Origin of the sequence: Brevibacillus sp. HB1.3, assembly GCF_013186635.1 — a bacterium.
In the GTDB taxonomy this organism is placed as follows: Bacteria; Bacillota; Bacilli; order Brevibacillales; family Brevibacillaceae; genus Brevibacillus; species Brevibacillus brevis_D.
Genome location: NZ_JABMIT010000002.1, coordinates 249,109 through 273,521, shown reverse-complemented (window position 1 = coordinate 273,521; position 24,413 = coordinate 249,109). Strand labels below are relative to the sequence as shown.

The 24,413-nt window shown below is 48.4% G+C and carries 25 protein-coding genes and 2 riboswitches; of the genes, 20 read left to right on the top strand and 5 right to left on the bottom strand.

Going from position 1 to position 24,413, the window contains the following annotated elements:
* Positions 1-293: 293 nt before the first annotated feature.
* A riboswitch (purine riboswitch) is annotated at positions 294-393 on the top strand.
* Positions 394-444: 51 nt separating this feature from the next.
* The 3 genes from HPY31_RS05945 (at position 445) to HPY31_RS05935 (ending at position 2,643) form a co-directional block, all read left to right on the top strand.
* Entirely contained in the window at positions 445-1,878 is a 1,434-nt protein-coding gene (locus tag HPY31_RS05945; protein WP_172139321.1) for an NAD(P)/FAD-dependent oxidoreductase, read from the top strand.
* Positions 1,879-2,048: 170 nt separating this feature from the next.
* A complete protein-coding gene (locus tag HPY31_RS05940; RefSeq protein ID WP_253901698.1) occupies positions 2,049-2,393 on the top strand; it encodes a hypothetical protein in 345 nt (114 codons plus the stop codon).
* Positions 2,368-2,643, top strand: coding sequence for a hypothetical protein (locus HPY31_RS05935; protein ID WP_016741946.1), 276 nt, complete (start codon positions 2,368-2,370; stop codon positions 2,641-2,643). Before HPY31_RS05940 ends, HPY31_RS05935 begins: the two co-directional genes overlap by 26 nt.
* A 50-nt stretch (positions 2,644-2,693) precedes the next feature.
* Here HPY31_RS05935 and HPY31_RS05930 read toward each other — a convergent pair whose 3' ends face one another.
* Together HPY31_RS05930 and HPY31_RS05925 are read right to left on the bottom strand one after the other, a co-directional pair.
* Positions 2,694-3,107 (bottom strand): MarR family winged helix-turn-helix transcriptional regulator, encoded by a 414-nt coding sequence (locus tag HPY31_RS05930; protein ID WP_015893743.1) that lies wholly within the window; start codon positions 3,105-3,107, stop codon positions 2,694-2,696.
* A 205-nt stretch (positions 3,108-3,312) separates the two neighbouring features.
* Entirely contained in the window at positions 3,313-3,930 is a 618-nt protein-coding gene (locus tag HPY31_RS05925) for a DUF3298 and DUF4163 domain-containing protein (RefSeq protein WP_015893741.1), read from the bottom strand.
* A 155-nt stretch (positions 3,931-4,085) separates the two neighbouring features.
* Between HPY31_RS05925 and HPY31_RS05920 the strand changes: the two genes are divergently transcribed.
* The 7 genes from HPY31_RS05920 to HPY31_RS05890 all read left to right on the top strand — a co-directional run bounded on the left by HPY31_RS05920 (position 4,086) and on the right by HPY31_RS05890 (position 12,077).
* Positions 4,086-5,561 carry a methyl-accepting chemotaxis protein gene (locus tag HPY31_RS05920; protein ID WP_172139320.1) on the top strand — a complete coding sequence of 492 codons (1,476 nt, stop codon included), beginning with the start codon at positions 4,086-4,088 and terminating at the stop codon, positions 5,559-5,561.
* A gap of 151 nt (positions 5,562-5,712) precedes the next feature.
* A riboswitch (SAM riboswitch) is annotated at positions 5,713-5,835 on the top strand.
* 200 nt (positions 5,836-6,035) lie between these two features.
* Positions 6,036-7,064, top strand: a complete 1,029-nt coding sequence (locus tag HPY31_RS05915) for a BMP family lipoprotein (protein ID WP_172139319.1) — start codon at positions 6,036-6,038, stop codon at positions 7,062-7,064.
* Between the two features lie 106 nt (positions 7,065-7,170).
* Positions 7,171-8,700 carry an ABC transporter ATP-binding protein gene (locus HPY31_RS05910; protein WP_172139317.1) on the top strand — a complete coding sequence of 510 codons (1,530 nt, stop codon included), beginning with the start codon at positions 7,171-7,173 and terminating at the stop codon, positions 8,698-8,700.
* Positions 8,675-9,745, top strand: a complete 1,071-nt coding sequence (locus HPY31_RS05905; protein WP_172139315.1) for an ABC transporter permease — start codon at positions 8,675-8,677, stop codon at positions 9,743-9,745. The genes HPY31_RS05910 and HPY31_RS05905 overlap by 26 nt, the downstream gene beginning before the upstream one ends.
* Positions 9,732-10,646, top strand: coding sequence for an ABC transporter permease (locus tag HPY31_RS05900; RefSeq protein ID WP_015893736.1), 915 nt, complete (start codon positions 9,732-9,734; stop codon positions 10,644-10,646). The genes HPY31_RS05905 and HPY31_RS05900 overlap by 14 nt, the downstream gene beginning before the upstream one ends.
* A 41-nt stretch (positions 10,647-10,687) precedes the next feature.
* On the top strand, positions 10,688-11,353 hold the full coding sequence (locus tag HPY31_RS05895; RefSeq protein WP_172139313.1) for a sulfite oxidase-like oxidoreductase: 666 nt from the start codon (positions 10,688-10,690) through the stop codon (positions 11,351-11,353).
* A 1-nt stretch (position 11,354) separates the two neighbouring features.
* Complete coding sequence (locus tag HPY31_RS05890; RefSeq protein WP_172139311.1) at positions 11,355-12,077, top strand: nucleoside phosphorylase; 723 nt, start codon at positions 11,355-11,357, stop codon at positions 12,075-12,077.
* A gap of 60 nt (positions 12,078-12,137) precedes the next feature.
* Here the strand turns inward: HPY31_RS05890 and HPY31_RS05885 are convergent, their stop codons facing one another.
* Both HPY31_RS05885 and HPY31_RS05880 read right to left on the bottom strand, forming a co-directional pair.
* Positions 12,138-12,581 (bottom strand): DUF2269 family protein, encoded by a 444-nt coding sequence (locus HPY31_RS05885; protein WP_172139309.1) that lies wholly within the window; start codon positions 12,579-12,581, stop codon positions 12,138-12,140.
* A gap of 2 nt (positions 12,582-12,583) precedes the next feature.
* On the bottom strand, positions 12,584-12,937 hold the full coding sequence (locus tag HPY31_RS05880; RefSeq protein ID WP_172139307.1) for an ASCH domain-containing protein: 354 nt from the start codon (positions 12,935-12,937) through the stop codon (positions 12,584-12,586).
* Between the two features lie 168 nt (positions 12,938-13,105).
* On the opposite strand from HPY31_RS05880, the gene HPY31_RS05875 reads away from it, so the two are divergent.
* The 10 genes from HPY31_RS05875 to HPY31_RS05830 all read left to right on the top strand — a co-directional run bounded on the left by HPY31_RS05875 (position 13,106) and on the right by HPY31_RS05830 (position 22,351).
* The gene (locus tag HPY31_RS05875) at positions 13,106-13,387 is read left to right on the top strand and encodes an ArsR/SmtB family transcription factor (protein ID WP_172139305.1); all 282 of its coding nucleotides are present in this window, start codon (positions 13,106-13,108) and stop codon (positions 13,385-13,387) included.
* A gap of 60 nt (positions 13,388-13,447) precedes the next feature.
* Entirely contained in the window at positions 13,448-14,500 is a 1,053-nt protein-coding gene (locus HPY31_RS05870; protein WP_253901697.1) for an Atu2307/SP_0267 family LLM class monooxygenase, read from the top strand.
* 67 nt (positions 14,501-14,567) lie between these two features.
* Positions 14,568-15,755 carry an MFS transporter gene (locus tag HPY31_RS05865; RefSeq protein ID WP_172139303.1) on the top strand — a complete coding sequence of 396 codons (1,188 nt, stop codon included), beginning with the start codon at positions 14,568-14,570 and terminating at the stop codon, positions 15,753-15,755.
* 361 nt (positions 15,756-16,116) lie between these two features.
* On the top strand, positions 16,117-16,716 hold the full coding sequence (locus tag HPY31_RS05860; RefSeq protein WP_015893728.1) for a glycerol-3-phosphate responsive antiterminator: 600 nt from the start codon (positions 16,117-16,119) through the stop codon (positions 16,714-16,716).
* Positions 16,694-17,356: an HAD family hydrolase gene (locus tag HPY31_RS05855; RefSeq protein ID WP_172139301.1), complete on the top strand. Its 663-nt coding sequence runs from the start codon at positions 16,694-16,696 to the stop codon at positions 17,354-17,356. The genes HPY31_RS05860 and HPY31_RS05855 overlap by 23 nt, the downstream gene beginning before the upstream one ends.
* A 6-nt stretch (positions 17,357-17,362) precedes the next feature.
* A complete protein-coding gene (locus HPY31_RS05850; RefSeq protein WP_172139299.1) occupies positions 17,363-18,430 on the top strand; it encodes an ABC transporter ATP-binding protein in 1,068 nt (355 codons plus the stop codon).
* Positions 18,430-19,386: a carbohydrate ABC transporter permease gene (locus HPY31_RS05845; protein WP_172139297.1), complete on the top strand. Its 957-nt coding sequence runs from the start codon at positions 18,430-18,432 to the stop codon at positions 19,384-19,386. The genes HPY31_RS05850 and HPY31_RS05845 overlap by 1 nt, the downstream gene beginning before the upstream one ends.
* Positions 19,387-19,412: 26 nt before the next feature.
* Complete coding sequence (locus HPY31_RS05840; RefSeq protein WP_064200328.1) at positions 19,413-20,240, top strand: carbohydrate ABC transporter permease; 828 nt, start codon at positions 19,413-19,415, stop codon at positions 20,238-20,240.
* Between the two features lie 32 nt (positions 20,241-20,272).
* Complete coding sequence (locus HPY31_RS05835) at positions 20,273-21,601, top strand: ABC transporter substrate-binding protein (RefSeq protein WP_172139295.1); 1,329 nt, start codon at positions 20,273-20,275, stop codon at positions 21,599-21,601.
* 30 nt (positions 21,602-21,631) lie between these two features.
* Entirely contained in the window at positions 21,632-22,351 is a 720-nt protein-coding gene (locus HPY31_RS05830) for a glycerophosphodiester phosphodiesterase (protein WP_016741931.1), read from the top strand.
* A gap of 62 nt (positions 22,352-22,413) precedes the next feature.
* Here the strand turns inward: HPY31_RS05830 and HPY31_RS05825 are convergent, their stop codons facing one another.
* Positions 22,414-24,402: a methyl-accepting chemotaxis protein gene (locus HPY31_RS05825; protein WP_172139293.1), complete on the bottom strand. Its 1,989-nt coding sequence runs from the start codon at positions 24,400-24,402 to the stop codon at positions 22,414-22,416.
* Positions 24,403-24,413: the final 11 nt, after the last annotated feature.

The window sequence follows — 24,413 nt, the reverse complement described above, 5'->3', positions numbered from 1 at the left end:
CCCCATCCTTTTTTGCACGCGATTTGAATGAAATAATGAATCGTAAATATTTCTTAAAATTCTATCTATTCTATTCGTTTATATTTGATTCCTTCCTGACAAATGAGGGGCATGAACAGAAATGACGAATGTTCGTTTTTTAATGTTCGTGTTTTGGTGTGTTTATGGATTGTAAAGGCATTTTTACAATAAAATTAACTTTAAAAGACGAATGAATGGGCTGTTTTCGGTTGACTTGATTCACCTTATAAGCTACTATACATATTGTTGTGAAGAACAACACAGGCTTGACGAATGAAATAGTAATTTGTATTCGTATATCCTCAGAAATATGGTTTGAGGGTCTCTACAGGGAACCGTAAATTCCCGGCTACGAATAGGGCAGTTTTGGTATACCCTATTCGTCGGCCGGGAATTTTTTCATTTTTTCGGGGAGGGAACGACATGAATAAGTATGATGTGATCGTTGTAGGAGCAGGACCAGCAGGAATTTTTACGTGCTACGAGATAATGCGAAAAGCACCGAATGCCAAGGTGCTGTTGATTGATAAAGGGCATGACATCTATAGCAGACGCTGTCCGATCTTGGAAGAAAAGATCAAGCTCTGCCCGCCGCCAGCAGGAAAAAAAGAGTTCGCAGGCTGTTTGCCGGCCTGTTCGATTACCAGTGGTTTTGGTGGAGCAGGTGCTTATAGCGATGGAAAATTTAACATCACCACCGAATTTGGCGGTTGGATGACGGACTATCTCAGCCCTTCCGCTGTACTTGGGCTGATTAAATACGTAGATGAAATCAATTTGGAGCATGGGGCTACCCAATCGATTACGGACCCGACCACAGAGACGATCAAGAGCATCGAGCAGCGCGGCTATGCAGCAGGCCTCAAGCTGTTGCGAGCACAGGTGCGTCACTTGGGAACGGAGCAAAACCTGGAGATTCTCCAGTCGATCTTCGAGCATTTGAAGAAGCATATCGACATGATGTTCAAGACAGAGGTTGAGGACATCATCACAGTGAAAGAAGCAGACGGACATCAGGTAAAGGGTGTAATTTTGAAAAACGGACAAGAGTATGAAGCTGATTACGTGGTAATCGGACCAGGACGCGACGGCTCCGCATGGTTGACGGATATCCTGAAGAAGCGCCGCCTGAAAATGTACAACAATCAAGTCGACGTAGGCGTACGTGTGGAGACATCCGATGTCGTCATGCGCGAAATCAATGAGCACTTGTATGAAGGAAAATTCATTTTCAACACATCTGTCGGAACTCGTGTACGGACGTTCTGCAGCAATCCATCCGGTCACGTGGTCGTGGAAAACCACAGTGGTGTTATGGCGGCAAACGGGCACTCTTACAAAGACCCAGCGCTGGGCTCGATGAATACGAACTTTGCGCTCTTGGTATCTCATACGTTTACAGAGCCGTTTGACAAGCCGAATGAGTATGCGAGAGAAATTTGCAAGCGGGCAAATGATCTGTCAAACGGTGGGGTCATCGTGCAAAAGTACGGCGATATTTTGCGCGGTCGCCGTTCCACAGAGTCGCGTATTAAGGAAGGCTTCCTGGAGCCTACTCTGAAGGAAGCAGTACCGGGTGACTTGGGACTCGTGTTGCCTTACAATACGATGAAAAGCTTGATCGAGATGGTGGAAGCACTGGACAAGGTAACACCGGGAATCGCTTCTGAGCACACGTTGTTCTATGGAGTGGAAGCCAAATTTTACTCGGCTCGTCCGAAACTGACTGAGGAATTCGAAACAGAAATCAAGGGATTGTTCTGTGGCGGGGATGGTGCCGGAATTACGCGTGGTCTGGCACAGGCCGGAGCTGCTGGAGTTTGGATGGCTCGCAATATTACGAAACGTATGCACTAACGGATACGATCATAACCGATAGGCTTCTTGCTGGGCACGCTTGTGCTTGGTGGGGAGCCTTTTTTCATGACAGAACAACATCAAGGAAGTGGTGGTCCCGATGTCACGAGGAATTAGGCAGGAGCGTATTGTATAGAAGGGCCAATAATCAAACCACGACCTTTATTGGCATGGAGGTATCTATGTTTTTTTGTGATGATGATGATACCGCTGTAATAGCACTTTGGATTATTTCGCTTGGCTTTGTCATCCTCGCCATTGATAAAACAACCAAATTAAGTCAAAAGCCTGCCTGCAACAACGACAAGTTGATACAGCCTTTCATCCAATTAAACAAGCAAATCAATGGGAAAAACAAAAATGGCAATGACAATGATGACGATATGCAGTTCAAACGAATTGAACAGCAAATTGCTCAATTGCGAGATAGTGTTCAAGATATAAAGAAGAATTTACAGGAGAATCAACCCAAAAACGGAGGGAAGAAGGATGATCGAAAAAAATCTGGCGAATGAGTTGGTAGCGGTAGGGGGGTGGATCGCAGTGATTGGCACTTTCATAGCTGCCATAGGTTCGACTGGACAGGTGGAACCGGAGCAGCCTGCGTCTACAGACAACCAAGCAAATGACAAAGAAGCAAATGATTTGAAAAAACAAGTGCTGCAACAGAAAAAACAATTGCAAAAGCAACAGATACAGATTGAACTGATTCAATTGGAACAAGAGCTCAACACTCTCATCCATAGCACAAGGAAAAATGGCTAACAAAAAATGACTTCACCAAACTGCATTTGGGCGAAGTCATTTTTTACTTGTTACAACGGCTGTAAATTATCGTTCATTTTCTTCAAAACGCGGTTAAAGATAGCGAGCTCTGCTTCGTCAACGCCGCGGAGTGCCAGCTCTTCTTGCACTTTTGCAGCCTCCAGCCATTCCGGGAACCGTTCGATTGCTTGTGGAGACAAGGACACATAGCGCTCACGCTTGTCATCACCCTCTGAGCGAATGATCCAGCCCATCTCTTCCAAACGGGTGAGTGTCCGGGTAATCGTCGGCGCTTCAACATTCAGGTAGTTGCTCAATTGAACCTGAGTAAGCGATTCACGATAATGCAAGCAAAGAATAATACCCCATTGCGAGCTGTATAATCCCATGGGAGCCATAGTCCCATTTAGTGATTTGCTGAATATTCTTGCTGTTTGGCTAATTCGATGACCATAATATTGCATGAATATATACCTCCAGGAAAGCTGGTCCGATATATCGTACACTTATTGCTTAAGTAAATATGTACAATAACATACTAGCAGTTCTAGACATATAAGTAAACGTTTATTCGATGGCGAAATTATGGATTTTCTGACACAAATAGAATCAGGTGAGTGTCGTGGAAGAAGACACTCACCTAGGTGAAAAATACAGTGATACAGTGCACTAATCTGCGGACAAGATGCTCAGTGGACCTTTTTCATTGATGATTGGCTCTAGTTCATAGACCGAAATGGGGAACATGGGGAAACCGACGTAGTAGGGCGTAATTTCGTACAACTGGAAGTAGATGACCAGTGCTTTGTCGGCGATGTAATAATCTTGATCGGGCTTAATCGAAGTAAAGCCATTGAGGGTGGGGATGTTTCTTTCTTTGATTTGACGCTTGATGTTTTCGGAAATCACCTTGACGTAATCGCTTCCTGGCTTGAATAATTCCCGCAGCGTATACAGCTTGCCTGTTTGGATATCAGCGGTGATCGAACCGAGGAAGGTCATGCCGTGAGCCATTTGCGGTGTATAGGCGTAGTTGCTCAACACGACGCTGAAAATGCCGCGTTCGTTTGTCTTGATTTCGTAGCTTCCTTGCATTTCTGTATTTCCCGGTACCTGGACCCGTTGTTGCTCGTGAATTAAGCCTTGAACCGTTTGATAAATCGCCCGGTTGATATCTTTTTCCGCTTGCTGGTTGGCTAATCCCGCCAATTGGGGATAGTAAATCGTGGTGTTCGGACGGCTGATCGTACGTGTCAGCACAGTAGCTGGCAATTGATTGAGTTCCACTTTTTTCCGTTTGCCTCCTGTACGTGTGAGTTGTGTAATAGCCTATTCGAAATTGTTTTTGGCTGTTCTCACTTTTTTCACAAATTTGGCAAAGGTTTGGCTATATAATGGGGAAAGAATCCGATACATAAGTAATAAGGAAAAGGGGGGCAATTATGATTCAATTGATTCGCAATACCTTGACTGACAAAGAAGGCTTTATGATTTTTATCCTATGGAATCATTTGTGGATGGCGGGACTCATTGCCTACCAAGTGGATGTGAACTTCTGGAAAGTGACGTCCTTGGGATTGCTGGTCACTTTAATTGTTTCGCCGTATTATTTCATTCGCAAAGATAGTCTTGTGATTCGTTATCTGGTAGCAATTGGACTCATGTTCTATGCGATTTCATTCGATCACTTTACCGATTACCAGGAGATCACCTTCCTCGCTTTTATCGTCATGGGCTTTTTGGCAGCCTATTTGGATTGGAAGCTGGTCGTAACAGCGGGAATTACCCAAATCATTGTCACGGTTATCGGGTTCTACACAGGAACCTACCAGATCTTCGATGGTGATTTTTCGGAGATCAATTTGCTTATGCGTATTGTCACGATTCTCATGATGATGGGAGCCGTAACGTATCTGTGTCTCGCCGGACAAGCCTCCCTGCAAAAAGCGCACGATGCAAGGCAGGAAGCGGAAGAGAAAGAGCGCCGTCTGGGAGAAATGCTTTTGAACATCCAGGAAATGACGGAGCAGCTGGATCGTACAAGCGATCATGTACATGAGCATGCGGAAGGTACGAAGCGCAATACAGATGAAATGATGGTAGCCTTCAAGGAAGTCGCCGTCGGTATGGAATCACAGGCGAATTCTACGGTGAAGATCGAAGAAGAGGTTCAATCCATCGATCAGGAAATCGAGGCAGTCACATCGCAGACCAACGCAATGAAAACTGAATCGCAACAAAACAACCGTCGTCTGACAGAAAGCGTTCAGATGATGAACGAGCTGTCCTCGCAGATGGAGCAAATTGTGCAGGCAGTCAATGTAGCAGCCTCTACGATTCACCAGCTCAATCGCCAGGCGAATCGCGTAGAGGAAATTGTCGGCGCTATTAATCAGATCGCGACACAAACGAATCTGTTGGCACTGAATGCCGCGATTGAATCGGCTCGTGCAGGTGAGCATGGACGGGGATTTGCTGTGGTAGCGGATGAGGTACGCAAGCTGGCAGAACAAAGCGCGACAGCCACACAGGAAATTACCGACATTCTCAAGTCACTCCATCAGGAAAGTGAGAATGCGGTGCAACATATGAGCAGTGGGGAAGTGTCTGTTGCAAAAGGCCAAGAGCTGGCCGTAAAAACAGTGGCTTCCATTGAAGCAGTGCGTGCAGGGATGATGGCCTTCCTAGAAGCAGCTGATCAGGTAAGCTCCAGCATGGACCGGGTAAAAGTGCGTTCCGGCGAAGTTGCCATCGAGATGTCGACCATTACAGCCGTAACCGAGGAATCGGTAGCCAACTTAGAAGAGCTGTTTGCGACAGCAGAAAACCAGCATCAAAAAGTGCGTGAGATTACGGAAGAGCTGGGCGAGCTAAATACGTTGTCGCATCGCCTCCAGCAAACCTTTCACGTAAAGTAGAGGTTGCGCTTCTCGCCAATTTCTCGGTGCTGAAAAGACGACTTTTTAAACTTTTATTTACTTGTAGAAGTGTTTGGAATTGAGAAAAAAGAATTGCATTTTCGAACCGTTCTGCTAGAATGAATTCCATTGTAACTAAATATATTCACCTACCTTATCAAGAGCGGCGGAGGGACTGGCCCGATGATGCCCGGCAACCACTGATCATGTCTATGCATGAACAGAAAGGTGCCAATTCCTGCAAAACCTGTACCATGGTTTTGACAGATGAGGAAGAGAACGGCTTCGTACGCAAACTCTTCCTCCGGGGAGAGTTTTTTTGTTGTATTTGTAAAAGAAGAGGAGGAATAAACGAACGATAAATTAATTCTATAAGAGAATATTCGTAAATAGTATTGAAAAAATGGATGAAAAGCCGTACATTACCTAATAGGATAAAGAAAAACGTAAAGTTCGGATAGGGAGAGATACATCATGAAGAAGTTATTGCTGGCATTAACGACATTCGCAGTATTGGCAACAGGATGCTCGACTGGCACAAGCGCACCGGCAGATCAGCCAGGAGGACAAGCAGCAGGACAAGAGGGCGCGGCCAAAAAGCGAATTGCCTTGATTTTGCCTGAGAAAATCGGTGTGAATCCATTCTTCCAACAAATGGACGAGGGTGCAAAGAAAGCCGCACAAGAGCTGGGCGCAGAAGTAAAAACGATCGAATCTACAGACCATGGAGCGATTGAAGAAAATCTGCGTGTGGCTGTTGCAGAAAATTATGATTTGATCATCACTTCTTCCTTTACATCAGAGGATGCATTGAAAAAAGTAGCTACTGAAAATCCTGACCGTAATTTTGCGATTATTGATACGGTAGTGGATTTGCCAAACGTTCGCAGTGTTACCTTCCGTGAGCAGGAAGCGGCTTACTTGGTGGGAGCAGCAGCAGGCTTGGCAACGAAAACGAACAAAGTGGGTATGGTTGTGGCTCTTGATATTCCGCAGTTAAAAAAATGGACGGTTGGCTTCGGAGAGGGCTTGAAAGCGACAAATCCAAAAGCAGAGCTGCTGGTCAACTATGTAGGAAGCTTCACTGACCCGGCAAAAGCGAAGGAATTGGCTTTGCTCCAAGCTTCCAAAGGCGCTGATTTCATTAACGGTGCAGCAGCAGTAGGCGACCTCGGCGTTTTCGAAGCAGCGAAGGAAAAAGGCTTCTTCACAGCAGGTCAGGACGTTGACCGTACGACGATTGATCCAGAGCATATCGTTCTGTCCCAATTGAAAGGAACTGACGCGGCAGCTTATGAAACCGTGAAGACCTTTGTAGAAGGAACGTTCAAACCAGGTGTTGTGGCATACGGCTTGAAGGAAAAAGGTGTTGGTGTAACCTATGTCACGCACGAAAGCAAGACGCCGCTGAACGCTTTTATCGGACAAGAAGTGGTGGATAAAGTGAAAGCGATCAGCGATGAGATTGTAGCGGGCACTCGCCAAGTACCAGATAAATTCTAAACACGCACGTCAAATTGTTTGTGCACAGTGATGGATGTGACCGACTACGGCTGTGTAGTCGGTCTTCCATTTTCATAAAAGGACGTACAGAAATGAGGGAGTGGGAATGACCGATCGCTTGGAAATGAGGGGCATGACCAAGAAGTACGGAGATTTTACCGCCAACGACAAGGTGTCGTTCTCACTGGCAGCAGGAGAGGTCCATGCGATTGTCGGGGAAAATGGAGCGGGCAAAACGACACTGATGCGGATGCTGTACGGGATGGAGCAGCCGACGTCGGGAGAGATCGTGTTAAACGGCAAGCCAGTTGTTTTTCGCGGACCAGAGGACGCGATTCGAAATGGAATCGGGATGGTTCACCAGCACTTTATGCTCTTCGGAGAATTCAGTGTGACTGAAAATATCGTGATTGGATATGAGCCGAAGCAAGCAGGCTTTTTCAAAAGAAGAGACGCAGAGGACAAGGTGCGAGCGCTGAGTGAGCAGTATCGCATTCCGATTCATCCGCAGGCTATGGTAGCGAATTGCTCGATCGGGGAACAGCAACGGGTCGAAATTCTGAAGGTCCTGTATCAGGGAGCGGATATTATCGTGTTGGACGAGCCGACTGCTGTCCTTACTCCGCTGGAGGTACGCGACCTGCTGCAAACGATTCGAAACTTGGCAAAGAGCGGCAAGAGCGTCATTTTGATTACACATAAGTTGCAGGAAGTCATGGAGGTAGCCGATCGTATTACGGTACTGCGCGGGGGAAAAGTGACGGGAACGGTTTCGCGGAATGAGACAAATGCGAACGATTTAGCCAGACTGATGGTTGGACGTGAATTGCAGGAGCTAGCTGAGCGACTTCCTCTGGATAAAGGCCCCTTGTTGCAGGTGGAGAATCTTGCGGTTCGAGAAAAGCAGACCCTGCTCGATCAAGTCAGCTTTACCGTACACCACGGGGAAATCGTAGGAATCGCAGGTGTTTCCGGGAATGGACAATCCGAGCTGCTACAAGCGATCAGTGGTTTGCGAGCGGCACAGGAGGGTACGGTGCGGTTAGGTGGCAAGGACGTGACGAACAAATCAGTAGCCACCATTCGGGATGCCGGCTTGGCGCATATTCCGGAGGATCGCTACCTGTGGGGAACGGCCAAACTCTCAAGCGTCGAGGAAAATGCGTTGATGGGCTATCAGCGAAAGCCTGCTTACAACCGCCGTGGCGTCGTTTTGCGGGAGAAATTCCGCCAAGTCATAAAAGGCTGGGTTGATCAGTTTGCCATCAAAACAGGCTCCCGACAATTGCAGGAGCTGGCAGGGAATCTGTCAGGTGGAAATTTGCAAAAGCTGATCGTAGCAAGGGAGCTGGGACATGAAACCCCGTTTTTGATTGCGGCTGAGCCTACGCGAGGGGTGGATATCGGTGCCATGGAGTACATCCATCAGGTACTGATCGAAAAGCGCAATCAGGGAGACGGAATCCTGCTCGTCTCCTCCGAGTTGTCCGAAATTCTCGCCTTGTCTGACAGAATTTTGGTCATGTATAAAGGGCGAATCGCTGGAGAGCTGTCACGCCTGGAGGCAACCGAAGAAAAAATCAGCGTGATCATGGCGGGAGGAAGCATTCATGGCAGCAATCAAAGAGCTATCTAAGTCATTGGTTCAGCCGTTCTTGGCTGTCGTCATCGGTTTGTTGACCGGGGCACTAGTTATTGCTGCCGTTGGCGAATCGATCTTGGGAACCTACCAGGAAATGTGGAAAGGGGCCTTTGGCAGTTTTTATTTCGTAACGTCTACTTTAGCGAGAGCCACACCTATCATGCTGATTGCCTTGGGTCTTTCCCTCGCATTTCGGGCAGGGGTATTCAACCTGGGGGCGGAAGGGCAAATGGTGCTGGGTGCAGTCAGTGCTGCGTTAGTCGCGATCTATTTGCCAGCGCCGGGAATGATCAAAATTGTGGCGGGTATTTTCGCAGGAATGGCGGTCGGCGGGTTCTGGGCGTTGTTGCCGGGCTTTATGGAAGCACGGTTTCGCATTCCGTTGCTCATCTCTACGTTGCTCTTTAACTATATTGCGGTATTGTTTGCGAGCTATCTCGTGACAGAGCCATTCCGGGATCGCTCGGGTTCTGCGGCACTGGCACAGACCGTCATGCTGGAGAAAAGCGCTTGGCTTCCGAAGCTGTTTGCGGGAATGAGCGTGCATGCAGGGTTTTTGTTTGCGATCGTTGCAGCGCTCTTGTTGTTCTGGGTCCTTCGTTTTACGCCTTTTGGCTATGAAGTGAAGATGCTGGGTCAAAACTCGCTTTTTGCTCAATACGGAGGAATTAATCGGATTCGGGTGATGCTGACCGGGATGTTTGCCAGTGGTGGCTTGGCTGGCTTGGCGGGAACCGTCGAGGTAATGGGGGCGCACTATCGCTTTGTGGACGGGGCCCTGACTGTACCGGGCTTCGCCTGGACGGGCCTGATGGCAGCTCTGCTTGCGAACTCGCACCCACTTGGCATCATTGTGACTTCGATCCTGCTTGCTGCTTTTCAGACAGGAGCCATGGGTGTCGAGCGCAATACGGATGTGCCGCTGGAGCTGGCAAGTGTTATACAAGCCGTATTGATATTGTTCATCTCCGCCAAGTTCAGCTACGACTGGTGGAAAAAGCGGAAGGCAAAAGGAGGGGAATCGCATGGAGCTCTTTGATTGGTCCCTCCTCAGTTCTACCATTCGGATGGTTACGCCGATCTTGTTGGCAGCTTTGGGTGGAGCGCTCTGCGCACGTGTCGGAATTTTTAATGTGGGCTTGGAGGGATTGGTACTGGTCGGTGCCTTTTCCGCGATTGTCGGCAATCATTTTACCGGGAATCTCTTTCTGGCCGTTTTGATAGCAGCGCTGGTCAGCATCGTCTTTTCGCTCTTATTCGCGTACATGACGATCAAGCTTAGGGCGAATGAAATCGTCGTCGGTGTGGCGATTAACTTTCTCGCGCTGGGGTTGACGACATTTGCACTGCGGGCGATCTTCGGTGTCAAAGGGGCGTTTTATGATAAGGATATGACTGGCTTGCCAACCGTCGAGATTCCTTTCATTCACGATATTCCAGTCATTGGAGGTATTGTCTCTGGCCATTCGCCACTCGTATATTTTGCGTTTTTGGCTGCCATTCTGCTGTATGTGTTCTTTTATCGGACGGTTACGGGCTTCCGCGTCCTTGCAGTTGGTCTGAATCCTGTTGCGGCGCGCAGCCTCGGTCTGAAAGTGACCGGGCTTCAGGTGCTGGCGATTGTGATGAGTGGCGCCTTGTGCGGGATTGCAGGGGCACAGCTTTCACTGGGGCAAGTCACGATGTTTACAGAAGGGATGACAGCTGGTCGGGGCTTTATCGCATTGGTAGCGATGATGATGGGGCAGTCGCATCCACTCGGTATTATAGCTTCGAGCCTTTTGTTCGGATTGATGGATGCCCTTAGTATTCGTTTGCAGGGCTTTTCGCTTCCGACGCAATTTACGGCTATGCTGCCATACGTGCTGACGATTGCGGCGATGTTCTTTTTAAAGAACAAGAGTCAGATTGGCAGCGACAATCAGCAGAGCACCCGTTAACCATAGACCATATAGACAGCGGAGACAGGGGGAAATGCGATATGAACAAGGCAGATCGGATCAAAAGAATGAAAGTACCCGCCCCAGTGGAACCGGGACTCGCCAGACGACTTCCGCCGGGACAAATCCTGACAGAGCGTTTTCCCATTTTGCATGAGGGAGACGTGCCGGTGTATGACATGAACGAATGGACGCTGCGTGTTTTCGGGGAGGTAGATCGGGAAGTGACGCTCTCCTACGAAGAGATTATGGCGATGCCGCAGGTGACAGTGACAAGCGACATTCACTGCGTGACGCGTTGGTCCCGTTTTGACAATGCATTTACAGGCGTGCGTTTTCGTGATTTTCTACAGGCGATTGGCGTGACCCCGCAGGCTAACTTCGTCATGCTGCACGGTGATCACGACTATACCGCCAATGTGCCGCTCGTTGATCTGGAGCGTGATGATGTGCTATTGGCTCACTCCTTTGACGGAGAGCGACTGACGGACAAGCACGGCTGGCCGCTTCGCCTGGTTGTTCCTCATCTGTATTTCTGGAAAAGTGTGAAGTGGATCAGAGGAATTGAATTTATGACGGAAAACAAGCCCGGCTTCTGGGAGCAAAATGGTTTTCACTTGATCGCAGACCCGTTCCGCGAAGAGCGGTTCTCCGGTGAAGCGTTGCCGATACCAGAGGATGAGTGGGAGAAAAAGGAGTTCGATTGAGATGTTGACGAATCTAAAGGTGGATCCAGAACAACTGCCCAAGCGCGTCATCGTGTGCGGTGATCCAAAACGTGCAGCCTTGATTGCATCGAAACTCGACGATCAGCGTCAAATCGGGGAAAACCGCGAGTATCACAGCTATGCGGGTACGTGGAAAGGCGTAGAGGTAGCGGTAGTGAGCCATGGGGTAGGTGCACCGGGAGCAGCCGTATGCTTCGAGGAGCTGGCGAAGGGCGGCGTTCAGGTCATCATTCGTGTAGGAACTGCCGGGTCATACCAAAAGGAAATCGAGACAGGTAGCCTCGTCATCAGCTCCGCGGCGGTTCGCCAAGACGGTTTGACCAGTCAGTTAGTTCCGGCGGGCTTCCCGGCTGTTGCCAATCGCCATGTCGTGGACGCGCTTGTACAAGCTTCGGGAGCAAATGCATCAGACTTGAAGGTATTCGAAGGAATCACGCTGACACTCGATGTCTTTTACAGTGGGGTGTTGGAATTCCCGCACAAGCTGTACCAAAAAGCAGGCGTTTTGGCAGTCGAAATGGAAAACACCGCCCTGTTCGTGATTGCGGCGCTTCGCGGAATGAAGGCAGGCTCAATTTTGGCGATCGACGGGTATGCAGATGCAGACTTGATCGAATCGTATAATCCGCACACCGATGTGATGGCAAAAGCCATTGAAGCAGAAGCGTTGATCGCACTGGATGCGGTTGTTGCGGTTTCGTAAATTCATGTAAAGGAACACCCGGAACTGATTGTAGTTCTGGGTGTTTTATTTTTATCATCTCTACCATACCTCAGGCTTGACCACCATGAACCATAACATGGTCAGCAAAAGAAACAAATAGATCCAGATCGAGCGAGTAAGCGACTGCACTAATTTATCCTTGTCCTGGTCAGTTTCATTAAACTTCCGTATCTTCGGCGAAAATGCGCGTGCCAGGAAATACAAGGAGCTTACCAGGATCAATACGGTCATCACGATCCAGGACGTCTTCCATGACCAATTCCCACCCATGACTAGCAATACCCCGGATATGACCAAAACATGACCGGCATGCTTCGCCAAACGTGTGGTAGACCTGAAAGTATCCAGATAGGCCTGTTGTTTGGTGAGGTCAGCCTCTCGCAATCTTTTCATCATGGGTAGCAGAACAAAAAACGGTCCGATGGACATCATGGCACTGAGAATATGTAGATAAAGAATCGTCTTATATAATAAAATGCTCACCGTTATTTTTTCTTGCCCGGGCTAAATTCATGAACCCACACTCGCATATGCGGCAGCCAAGGCATCCCAGGATGAGAGGATAGAATGGATTGCTTATATTCCTCTACATTCGAATATCCCTCTTGCTTGGCATTTTCATCGGTTAATTCCCCGAGCGACTGTGAATAAACCTTGTCGATTACAAATTCGTGGCCTTCGAGGGTCATGATTTCACCAACATCTGCGTAGCGTCCATTGCGCCGGGTCGCGGTTTTTTGTCCCGACAATACTTTCTCGATATCCGGCTTCACGGTAATTAAACGCTCGATTGTACAGGTTTTTGGCGGCAAAGCGTCAGAACCCATTTGATTTTGCATACATGCCATCCTCCTTTTTTCTTCAAAACCACTTTATCATAAGTCGAGCCATGAATGCACAAGCACACGACTGTATAGTTGGACCGAACTTTACATTTCAACAATGTAGTGCTAATATCATTTCTACACTTATAGAAATGTAGAGTAACTCTTAGGAAGGAGATCATCATGGCTGAAAACGTAGAAGAAATGGGGCAGGCGGTTAAAGTATACAAAGCTTTAGGTGAACCCACGCGTTTAAAAATCGCTTTGATGCTAGCAAAGGAGAGTAATCAATGCTTTACTGCTATTGGTGAAAGACTCGAAACCGTGGCTGGCTCAACGTTGTCGCATCATCTGAAGCAATTAACCGACTCTGGCTTAATCAATTCGCGTAAAAATGGATCGTTTATTCACTATAGTGTTAATCAAGAAGTTGCAGAGAAATTTGCGCCTTATTTGCTGGCGTAAATTTTTTTAAAACACATTTCTATATTTCTAGAAATGATGAATTGTTTAAGGGAGGAAACTATGTTGGAAGAAAAATCAAAGAGCATGGAGTTAGGAATCTCCACTTTTCTCCACACAAGGCCTGATCATGGAGGTGTGTCGCCGGCAGAGAGGCTGCGTCAAGCGATCGAGGAGATTCAATTGGCTGATCAAGTTGGGCTTGACGTGTATGCTATTGGTGAGCATCATCGGAGCGACTATACAAGCTCGTCTCCTGCTATCATTCTTGCAGCTGCAGCATGCATAACCAAGCGAATTCGGCTATCTAGCGCCGTAACGGTGCTCTCTTCGGATGATCCGGTCCGTGTATATCAGGACTTCGCAACGCTGGACTGCCTATCAAAAGGGCGGGCCGAGATCATGGCCGGACGCGGCTCTTTCGTTGAGTCGTTTCCGCTGTTCGGATATAACCTAAACGATTACGAGGAGTTGTTCGAAGAGAAGCTTGAGCTTTTATTAAAAATACGGACTACGGAGAAGGTGACTTGGGGTGGAGGGCATCGCCCGGCAATTAACAATATGGGCGTATACCCCCGTGCACAGCAGGTCCAGCTGCCCGTATGGATTGGCACAGGCGGCAGCCCGGAATCAGCAGTTCGAGCCGGCACGCTGGGACTTCCTGTTATCTTCTCGATTATCGGTGGGATGCCGGAACGGTTTGCCTCTTTGGTGAAACTATATAAGGAAGCCGCCGAGAAGGCAGGGCACGATTCCGGCAATTTGCAGATTGCAACGCATTCCCATGGTTTCATTTCGGATTCGTTTGAAGCTGCGGCGGAACGATACTTTCCCGTTATGGCCGAGCAGATGAACCAGATTGGACGGGAACGAGGGTGGCTACATTACACTCGTAACTCGTTCGAAGAAGCTTGCGACCTTCGTGGTGCCTTATATGTTGGAGATCCAGAATATGTGGCGGAGAAGATTCTGCTTGCACAGCAGAATTTAAGCTTGACCCGTTTCCTTATGTACGTCGATTTCAGCTCACTGCCGCATCGCGAATTGCTACGGACGATCGAGCTTTTCGGTACTAAGGTTGCACCTATTGTTCGTAAGGAGCTTGCCAAACAATAAGAGGATTTTTATCTGGGTATTATTCGCACGTTTCTAGAATTGCGAAAATAGAATGAGAGGGATCGATATGCTAAACTCATGGAAAATTTACATACTGGCCATCGTCAGTTTTTTGGTAGGGACATCTGAATTTGTTATCGCTGGAATATTAGATAGGGTCGCAAGTGATGTCGGCGTGACGCTAGCAGCAGCCGGGCAGCTCATCACTGTCTACTCGCTTGCATACGCGATCGGTACTCCAATTTTGATTGCAATCACCGCAAAAATGGACCGAAGAAAGCTCATGTTGGCTGCTTTGGTGCTATTTCTTTTAGGAAATCTAGTCACGATTACAACGACTGGCTTCGCCATGTTGTTCGGAGCTAGAATTATTTTGGCGATTGGAACCGGTGTATTTATGGTGGTCGCCCTAACCGTTGCCTCTAAGATTGCTCAGCCGGGCAAGCAAGGCGGTGCGATTGCAACGGTTCTCTTAGGCTTTAATCTCGCGCTTATTCTAGGTGTTCCTCTGGGGAGAGTTATTGCTGGCTTCTATGATTGGAAGATCATCTTTATGGGTATCGGAGTGCTCAGCCTGATCGCTATGTTTGTCCTTCTGCTGACCATTCCCAAGTCTAAGGGCGAGATTCCAGTTCCCATACGGGAGCAGCTTTCCCTGCTTAAAACGCCTCGAATCTCTATTGCCTTGTCCATTAGCTTTTTCTGGATTCTGGGTTATACGATCATTTACACTTATATTTCTCCGTTCCTCCTGACCATTACTGGGATGAGCGACCGGATGGTCAGTATCGGGCTATTTGTATTCGGTATAGCCAGTCTTCTTGGCTCTCAGGTTGGCGGCTATGGCGCAGATAAATGGGGGATTCCCCGTACTATGATTGGTGGCTTGCTTCTCCACTCCGGGATCTTGCTACTAATAACAGCATTCTCCCATTCTTCCGTATTCGTGCTGCCTTTACTGATGTTGTGGTCTTTTTTTGCTTGGTCGACTGGTCCGGTCCAACAAGTATATCTGATTGGCATGGCACCTAAAGCCTCGGGAATCATTCTGAGCTTGAACACTTCCATCGTACAATTGGGCATGGCCGTTGGAGCCGTAATTGGGGGCATGGTTGTAGAAAACATATCACTTCAAGCCGTCGGTTGGATTGGTGCAATCGGTGTAGCGATTGCGCTCCTGCCAGCAGTGGTATCTTTATCCATGCGGAGCCAATCTGATATTAGAGGACAAGAACTGTCTGAGACTATAGACTAAAACTAATTTTCAATGACATGGTGATTTAGAAGACCGGGACTCCTTGTACTGTAAGGGGTTCCGGTCTATAACTTTAAATAAAAGAGAATTATCAATTGCAGAATACCAGGTTTAAAGGCAGCTTCCTCTCCTCCACTAAAGTCCGATCAACAATTGTAAACCACATCTTTTCTGATAATTAACATTCCCTTTAAGCTTCCTTAACGCTCGTACAGTACCATTCAAAGTAACAAGTGAACACATCCCTTCGGTTGGAGCCATGGAGAAACCCCCGACAGCCTTTCCAAGCACTTTCATCGAGAGTTCTTTGGCATTGTCATGTCGCAGGGTTTTTTGTCTTGGGCATAAGGAGGCGTAACGAGTGAACCGGGAACAGTTTCGTGCAAGACTGGCACAGTACAAGCTAATCGCTTCTGTAAAAGAAGCGAAGCACCTGGAAAAAGCGGCAGAGGCAAATTTGAGTGCTGCGGTACTCTCGATTGGCAACATTGGTGTGATTAAAGGCTACGTGGATTATTTTAAGGCGAAAAATATTCCTGTATTTCTTCATTTGGAGCGGATTGGCGGAATCAGTCATGACCGGGAAGGCATTGCATTTCTGGGGCACTACGTCAAGCCAGACGGGATCGTCACTACGCGCAACACACTGGTCAAGCTGGCGAAAAAGCAAGGCCTGCTGACGATTCAGCGTTTGTTTTTGGTTGATAGCGACTCGATTAAATCAGGCCTAACCTCCCTGCAAGATACACAGCCTGATGCGGTTGAGCTGATGCCTGGTTTGCTGCCGGAGTTTATCGAAGAATTTCGAAGTGTGATCGATACCCCGATCATTTCTGGCGGGCTAATTCGCAAGCGGGAACAGATGGAGGAAGTATTAAAGCATGGAGCGACAGCTGTTTCAGTCGGAAGCCCCCTGCTGTGGAAGGAGTGTAAGAACCTTGATTCAAGCGTTGTTATTTGATTTGGACGGGACCTTGCTGGACAGTCGGGATGCGGTCGTGGATGCCGTTGCTTTTACTGCTGAGCAGTACGCACCGGGACATTTTAGCAGGGATGAGCTTCTCGCCCGTTTTGGAGAATCGTTTGATGATTTTTTGGCGGCAGTTGCTACAGCAGCAGGCGTTCCTGACAAAAAGGAAGTGCTGCAGAGATACTTCGCCTATGTACGGGAGCATCATGAAGAACACGTTAAACTGTTTCCATTTGTTCGTGAAGGGTTGGAAAAGCTAAAGGCGGCGGGCTTTACGATGGCGATCGTTACGAACAAGCAACGGGAGTTTACATTGGCTGGTCTGGAGATGGCGGGAATTGAGCATCTGTTTGAGGCAATCGTCACGGTCGATGATGTATCACGAGGCAAGCCGTCGGCTGAGCCTGTACAAAAAGCACTGGGAGCGATAGGCAAACGTCCCGAGCAAGCCATGATGATCGGTGACAGTCGCTATGATGTACTGGCTGCGGTAGGAGCGGGTGTGCAATCTGTCGTGCTGGAGTGGTACGGACAAGAGAAATGGCCCTACGCTTCTCCGGATTACCGCTACGCCGATTTCGAGACATTTGTTACGGAGATGCTGGCCGCAAAGGCACAAGGAGGGAAATAAAAGCAGATGGCACGTGTGGTGTTGGAGAAGGTAACGAAAGCCTTTCAGAATCAAAGTGTGGTCAAAGGATTAGATTTGGTCATTCCAGACGGCTCCTTTACGGTTCTGGTAGGTCCGTCCGGCTGTGGGAAATCAACCACACTCAGGATGATTGCTGGCTTGGAAACAGTGACAGACGGCAAAATCATAATCGGTGATCAAACGGTGAACCAATTGCCACCTGGCAAGCGTGATATTGCGATGGTTTTTCAAAATTACGCTCTCTACCCAACAATGAACGTGTACGACAATATCGCCTATGGCTTGAGAAACCGCGGAACGTCGAAAAAGGAATGTCAGGTGCTGGTCGAGGAGATCGCGGAAATCGTCGGGCTAACCGATTATCTCAAGCGCAAGCCTTCTCAGCTCTCCGGTGGTCAAAGGCAACGTGTTGCACTCGCGCGGGCCATGGTGAAAAAGCCAAAGGTCTTCCTGATGGACGAACCGCTCTCCAATCTCGATGCGAAGCTGCGAAATCAGATGCGTGTGGAATTGACGAGCCTGCACAAGCAGCTCGGCAGCACCTTCATCTACGTGACGCATGATCAGGTTGAGGCGATGACCATGGGCGATCAGATCGTCGTCATGAATGACGGACACATTATGCAAGTAGCGACCCCGATGGATTTGTATCAGGAGCCGGAAAATCTGTTTGTTGCCCAATTTATCGGTTCTCCGCCGATGAACATTGTTTCTGCGGAGGGCAAGAGTGAGCACGTATGGGGATTCCGCCCGGAAAAAGCAGTGTTGTTGCCCGCTGCTGTCTCTGCCATCACGAGCGAAGAGGTGTGGAACGCACGGGGTCAGGTCGTATCCAGGGAAATTCTCGGCTCAGACACGCTCCTTCACGTGGAGACGGAAAAAGGCAGGGTCATCGTCAAAGCGGACTCGGAAGTCGCGATGCAGGTCGGCTCCTCGGTCACGGTCACTGTACCGTGGGAGTACATCTATGTGTTCGAAAAAGGGAGCGGAAAACGAGTGGGTCGCATGAGTGGACGAGTGCCTGTATCGACACGCGCAGGAGGGGATAACTGATGCGAAAAGCGGCAACTGTACAGGAGTTGCCGGGTGTAAGCCAGTCAAGAAAAGAAGTGGACTCGCCGGCATTTGCATGGTCTGACCTCGCATCCCGGCTGCGTCCGTACTTGTATCTGGCACCCGCATTGATTTGCTTTGTCCTGTTCTTCTTTTATCCGATTGGCTCGATCATTTATTTGAGCTTTCAGGACTGGTCATTGATCAATTTGGAGCAAATGGAATGGGTAGGCTTGCAAAACTATCAGGACTTGATGGTAGACGGGGATTTTCATCAAGTATTGGGAAATACCGCGGTCTTTACCATTGCGACAGTGGGGATCGGCCTGACGCTATCCTTCTTGCTCGCCCTGTGGCTGAACAAAAAAGCAAAGGTGTACGGCATTATTCAGGCGACTGTTTTCAGTCCTCACATCATCTCGCTGGTATCTGTCTCGATGCTATGGATGTGGCTGATGGACCCGCAGTTTGGCCTGTTGAACGCAGGACTGGAAGCGGTCGGATTGCCTGCGTATACGTGGCTGACTGATCCGAAAAGCTCCTTGCTGTCACTGATTATCGTCAGCATTTGGAAAGGTGTCGGCTATAACACGCTCATTTTCATCGCAGGATTGCAAAGCATTCCGGGCGATATATACGAAGCAGCAGCGCTCGATCAATCGCCGTGGTGGCGGACGCTGAGACGGATTACGATACCGATGCTGTCGCCGACTATTTTCTTTTTGCTCATTATTAATACGATCTCATCCTTCCAAGCGTTTGACACGATCGCCATTATGACACAGGGTGGTCCAATCAATAGTACGAACATGCTTGTCTATTACATTTATCAGCAGGGCATGGACTTCTACAATGGCGGGATTGCTTCGGCTGCCTCTGTCATTTTGCTGATACTGGTAGGGATTTTAACAGCTATACATTTCCTGGTGATGTCCAAGCGCGTGCATTATCGCTGATGAACTCGTGAGAAAGGAGGAGCAGCATGTATCGAGTGGTTTTGGCTTCACGCAAGACCGTAGAATGGATTGGACTTTTGCTCGTGGCGTTCCTGTTTGTGTTCCCGTTTCTGTGGATGGCATCGACGGCTTTCAAAACGATGCCAGAGGTCCTGCAATTTCCCCCGACGCTTTTGCCTGAGACGTGGGAGTGGAGCAACTTCGCCCAAGCCTGGGAATCTGGTCCGTTCCTTATGTATACGTGGAACAGCATTCTGGTTGCGGTAGGGATATTGATCCTGCAATTTTTAACAGCGGTACCTGCGGCTTACGCTTTTGCACGCTACAAGTTTCCCGGTCGCAATCTGTTGTTTGGTCTGGTCTTGATTGTCTTGATGATTCCCGGACAAGTCATCTTCTTGCCGATCTACGTGCAATTGAGCGGTTGGGGACTCGTCAACACGCTGTGGTCGCTCATCCTGCCGTACGCAGCCAGTGCTTTCGGAATCTTCCTACTCAGGCAAGCATTCATGCAGGTGCCCGATGAAGTGATCGAGGCAGCACGTCTAGATAACGCGTCCGAATGGAAGATCATGTGGACGATCATGGTCCCGATGGCGAAACCGGTGCTGGTCACTTTTGGACTATTTAGCTTTATTTATCACTGGAACGACTATTTCTGGCCGCTGATTATGACGAACAGCGACGAGGTACGCACCTTGCCGATCGGAATATCGAGCTTGCACATGTCCGACGGTGGAACCTTGTGGAACGTTATGATGGCGGGCAACATGATCCTCATTCTGCCGATTCTCGTGATTTTCTTCGTGGCACAACGGCATATTATCAAAGCGTTCATCTATCAATCCAAATAATAAAAGAGAGCACTTAGGGAGGAAATCAAACCATGTTTTCATTGAAAAGAACTGGAACGATTCTGTGTGCATTGACTATCGGCTTGTCAGGAGTATTGGCTGGATGCGGATCATCTAGTAAAGAACAGTCTGCTAGTACAGGTAGCACTTCTCAGCCTGCAGCGTCTACAGCATCCAGTGGCCCTGTCCAAATTGATTTCTGGTATGCGTTGGGTGGCGTTCGTGGGAAAACCATCGAGGAAATGGTCAAAAAATTCAATGAAACACATAAAGATATTATCGTCAAACCAGCCTACCAAGGGGCGTATCAAGAGAACCACTCCAAAGTATTGGCATCGGTAGCAGCGGGTAACAATCCAGATGTCACGATGGTCGAGATCGCTTCGATCGCGGCATTTGCGGATGCAAAGGTTTTGGAAGATTTGACACCTTACTCCCAAGGGGATGAAAAGAAGTACATTCCAGGTCTCATGAAAAACTCTTATTGGAATGACAAACTGTACGCAGTACCATTTAACCGCTCCACTCCACTGCTGTACATCAACCGCGATATGTTAAAAGAAGCAGGGCTTGATTCGAACGGTCCGAAAACATGGGATGAACTGGTCAGCTTCTCGCAAAAGCTGAGCAAAAAAGAAGGAGACAAAATTACCCGGTACGGCTTCTCTACACCAGTTGATATCTGGTTCTACGAAGCGCTTGTTTTCCAAGGCGGGGGCAACATCCTGAGTGAGAACGGCAAAGAGCTGACGATCAACAACGAAGCAGGAAAAGCACCACTTGAGCTCTGGTCCAAAATGGTGAAGGAAGGCATCATGAAAAACCCTCCAGGAGAAAACTACAATGCGTGGGATGTAGCGGAGCAAGACTTCTTGAATCAAAAGGTAGGCATGATTTTTACATCGACAGGCTCCTTGACGGAATTGAAGAAAAATGCCAAATTTGACATGGGTGCAGCCTTCCTTCCGGCCAATAAAAACTTTGGTACGCCAACGGGCGGCGCGAATCTCGTGATGCTGGCGAAGTCGACTGATGCAGAGAAAAAAGCGGCGTGGGAATTCATGAAGTGGATGACCGATACCGAGCAAACGGTTCCGTGGTCAATCGCTTCCGGTTATATGCCTGTTACGACAGAAGCAATTGATTCGGCTGAAATGAAGGCATTCTATGAAAAAGATCCAAACTTCAAGGTCGCGGTAGATCAGCTGCAATACGGCTATCCTCGTCCAATGGCTCCAGGCTACAAAGAATTGCAGGATGTGATTCAAAAAGAACTGCAGCGTGCGATGCTTGGCCAAGCGACAGTAGATGAAGCGATGCAGACGGCAACGGAAAAAGGCAGCAAGCTTTTGAAAAAATAACAGAAACGAAATGATAGAGGAGCTGGCGAAATGAACATTTGTATGGCACATCGCGGGTGGTCAGGCAAAGCCCCGGAGAATACAATGACAGCGATTCGACTGGCTTTGGCAGAGCCAGCTATCAAAGCAATGGAAATTGATGTACAGCTGACGCGTGACGGTGTTCCGGTGCTGATTCATGACTTTACGCTAGAACGCACGACCAATGGTCGCGGTCTGGTCATGGATCATACCTTGGCAGAGCTGCGTGAGCTGGATGCAGGGAGCTGGTTTGGCGACAAGTTTGCGGGCGAGCGAATCCCTACACTAGAGGAAGTGCTAATCGCAGTAAAAGGTCGCTGCACGCTAAATATCGAGTTGAAAGCAACAAGTGATATGTACCCGGATATCGCTGAAAAGGTGCTCGCGCTTGTAGAAAAGCATGGAATGAAGCAAGAGGTGCACCTGACTTCTTTTGACCACGATTTGATCCGTCACGTTCGCACGCTCGATCAAGAAGTACAGACGGGCCTGATTGTATATGGTCGCCCTGTACTCATGCTGGAACAGATGGAGGCAGCAGGTGCTACGATCCTCTCCATGGGATATCCGTTTCTGAATCGTGAGCTAACAGTAGCTGCGATTGAAAAAGGCTTCAAAGTCATCGCGTGGACGCTGGATGATCCGAAACATATCCGCGAAGTCATTTCGTGGCATCCTCAGGTTCAAATTTGCACGAACCATCCTGACCGGATGTGGGAGTTTGTGTAAGCACAAGCAGGAAAGAGCCGCCGGGCAATTTGCAAGGCGGCTTTCCTTTTTGGGTTGTTGGACTAAATTTTGAATTTGCTTACATGAGATTGCAGTTCTTCGGCTATTCTTGCTAGGGAAGTAGATGATGAACTGACTTCTTCCATAGCTGCGAGCTGTTCTTCTGTGGCGGCTGATACGCTTTGTGTTCCGTCAGCAGAATTCTCCGCTACTTCTTCAATGACACTAACCAATTCTACCACCTGTTTGGTGCCAAACGACATTTGCTCAGAATAAGCCTTTACTTCTTGAATTTGGCTTGCCACCTGCGTGACAGCATCTTGGATCTGTTCGAAGGACTTGCCTGCATTGTTAACGACCGTAAGTCCAGTAGCGACCTCTTTGGTACCCTGTTCCATCGATAGAACGGCCTGGTTTGACTCGAGCTGAATCGTCGTAATCAACAGTTTAATCTGTTGCGCGGATTCCGCGGACTGCTCAGCCAATTTGCGCACTTCGTCTGCTACAACGGCGAATCCGCGCCCTTGTTCACCAGCTCTCGCCGCTTCAATCGCTGCATTAAGCGCTAACAGATTTGTTTGTTCAGCTATGGCGGTGATGACTTGTACGATTTGTCCGATTTCCTGCGAGCTGTTTCCTAATCGTTTGACGATATCAGCAATGTTGCCAACAGTGTTCTCAATCGATTGCATCTGGCTGATAACGACTTGAAGGGCCTGGTTGCCTTCCACTGCAATTTGGGAAGCACCCAAAGCTGATTCGGCAGCTTGCTGTGCATTCGTGGCGACCTGCTGAGCCCCTGTCGATACGCCTTGAATTGCGGTGACACTTTCCTCTACACTCTTCACTTGCTTTTCCGCACCGTAAGCTACTTCCTGAATCGTTATGGCGATTTGCTCGGTAGCCTTGCTCGTATGGTCAGCGTTGACCGACAATTCCTCTGCGGAAGAAGCAAGATCTGAAGCTGTATCATTTACTTGTTGAATAATCGTTCGCAGGTTAAGTACCATTGTGTTTACTGATTGGGATAACTGTCCAACCTCATCCTTGGTTCGAATTTGCAAGGGTTGTACAGTCAGTTCACCCTCGGAAATGCGGTTAGCCACAGAGGCAACTGCCGCAATAGGGCGTGAGATTTGCCGGGAAACAGCGTAGGCGATTGCAGTCACGACAGCAACTACAACGATGACAATGATCCTAACCATGGTGGTAACGGATGAAACCGCAGACGTTATGGATTCGACAGGGATATGCAGATATAAACCAAAGTTGGTCTTGGGAATGGGAGAGTAGGTGACAACGTATTCCTTGCCATTGTCCGAGTAGCTGTATGAGCCCTTTTCCGTTTTTCCTGATTGAAGGATTTCCATCAATGGTTGCGGCAGAGCGGATTCCGCAAGCGGTTTTCCGATCAGATCCTGGGTAGGATGGTACTGAATTTGGTTCTTGTTATCAACGAGAATCGGATAACCATCGTTGCCTACTTTCAAATCTTTGAGAAAGGTAGCTGTGAAGTCATCTACATTGACGAGCCCGGTCAAGACACCAAGCTTCTCGTTGTTTTTCCCTTTTACAGGGGAAGCGACGATAATAGAGCGATTGCCGGTTGTCTTCGCAACAAGAACATCGGAGAAGCTGGGCTTGTCCTGCATACCGTCTTTGAAGAATTGGCGCTCGCCTAAATTGATACCAACGCTTTTGGGGAACGTATCAGCCGTTACTTTTCCATCGCTTGCGATAAACGTATTTCCGTCATACAGTTTCATTTCCTCGGTAAACTTGCGGATAAATTCATTTTTTGCCGCTGCATCATCGGATTGAATATCCGAGGTGCGGGCTAAAACTTGTATTTCTGTCATACGCCGGTCCAGATATTGATCCATCGCTATGGCTGTACTGGAAGTAAGGTCAACATAGGATGATTTTTGTTTATCAATCAGAATGGATGAAAAGCTGTTCGTGATAAACAAAGAAACGGCAGTAAGTGGAATGACAGCCACAATGAGAAACCAAAGGATCATTTTGTTCCTGAGCTTGTTGAACAAAAACATAGGTTTTTCCA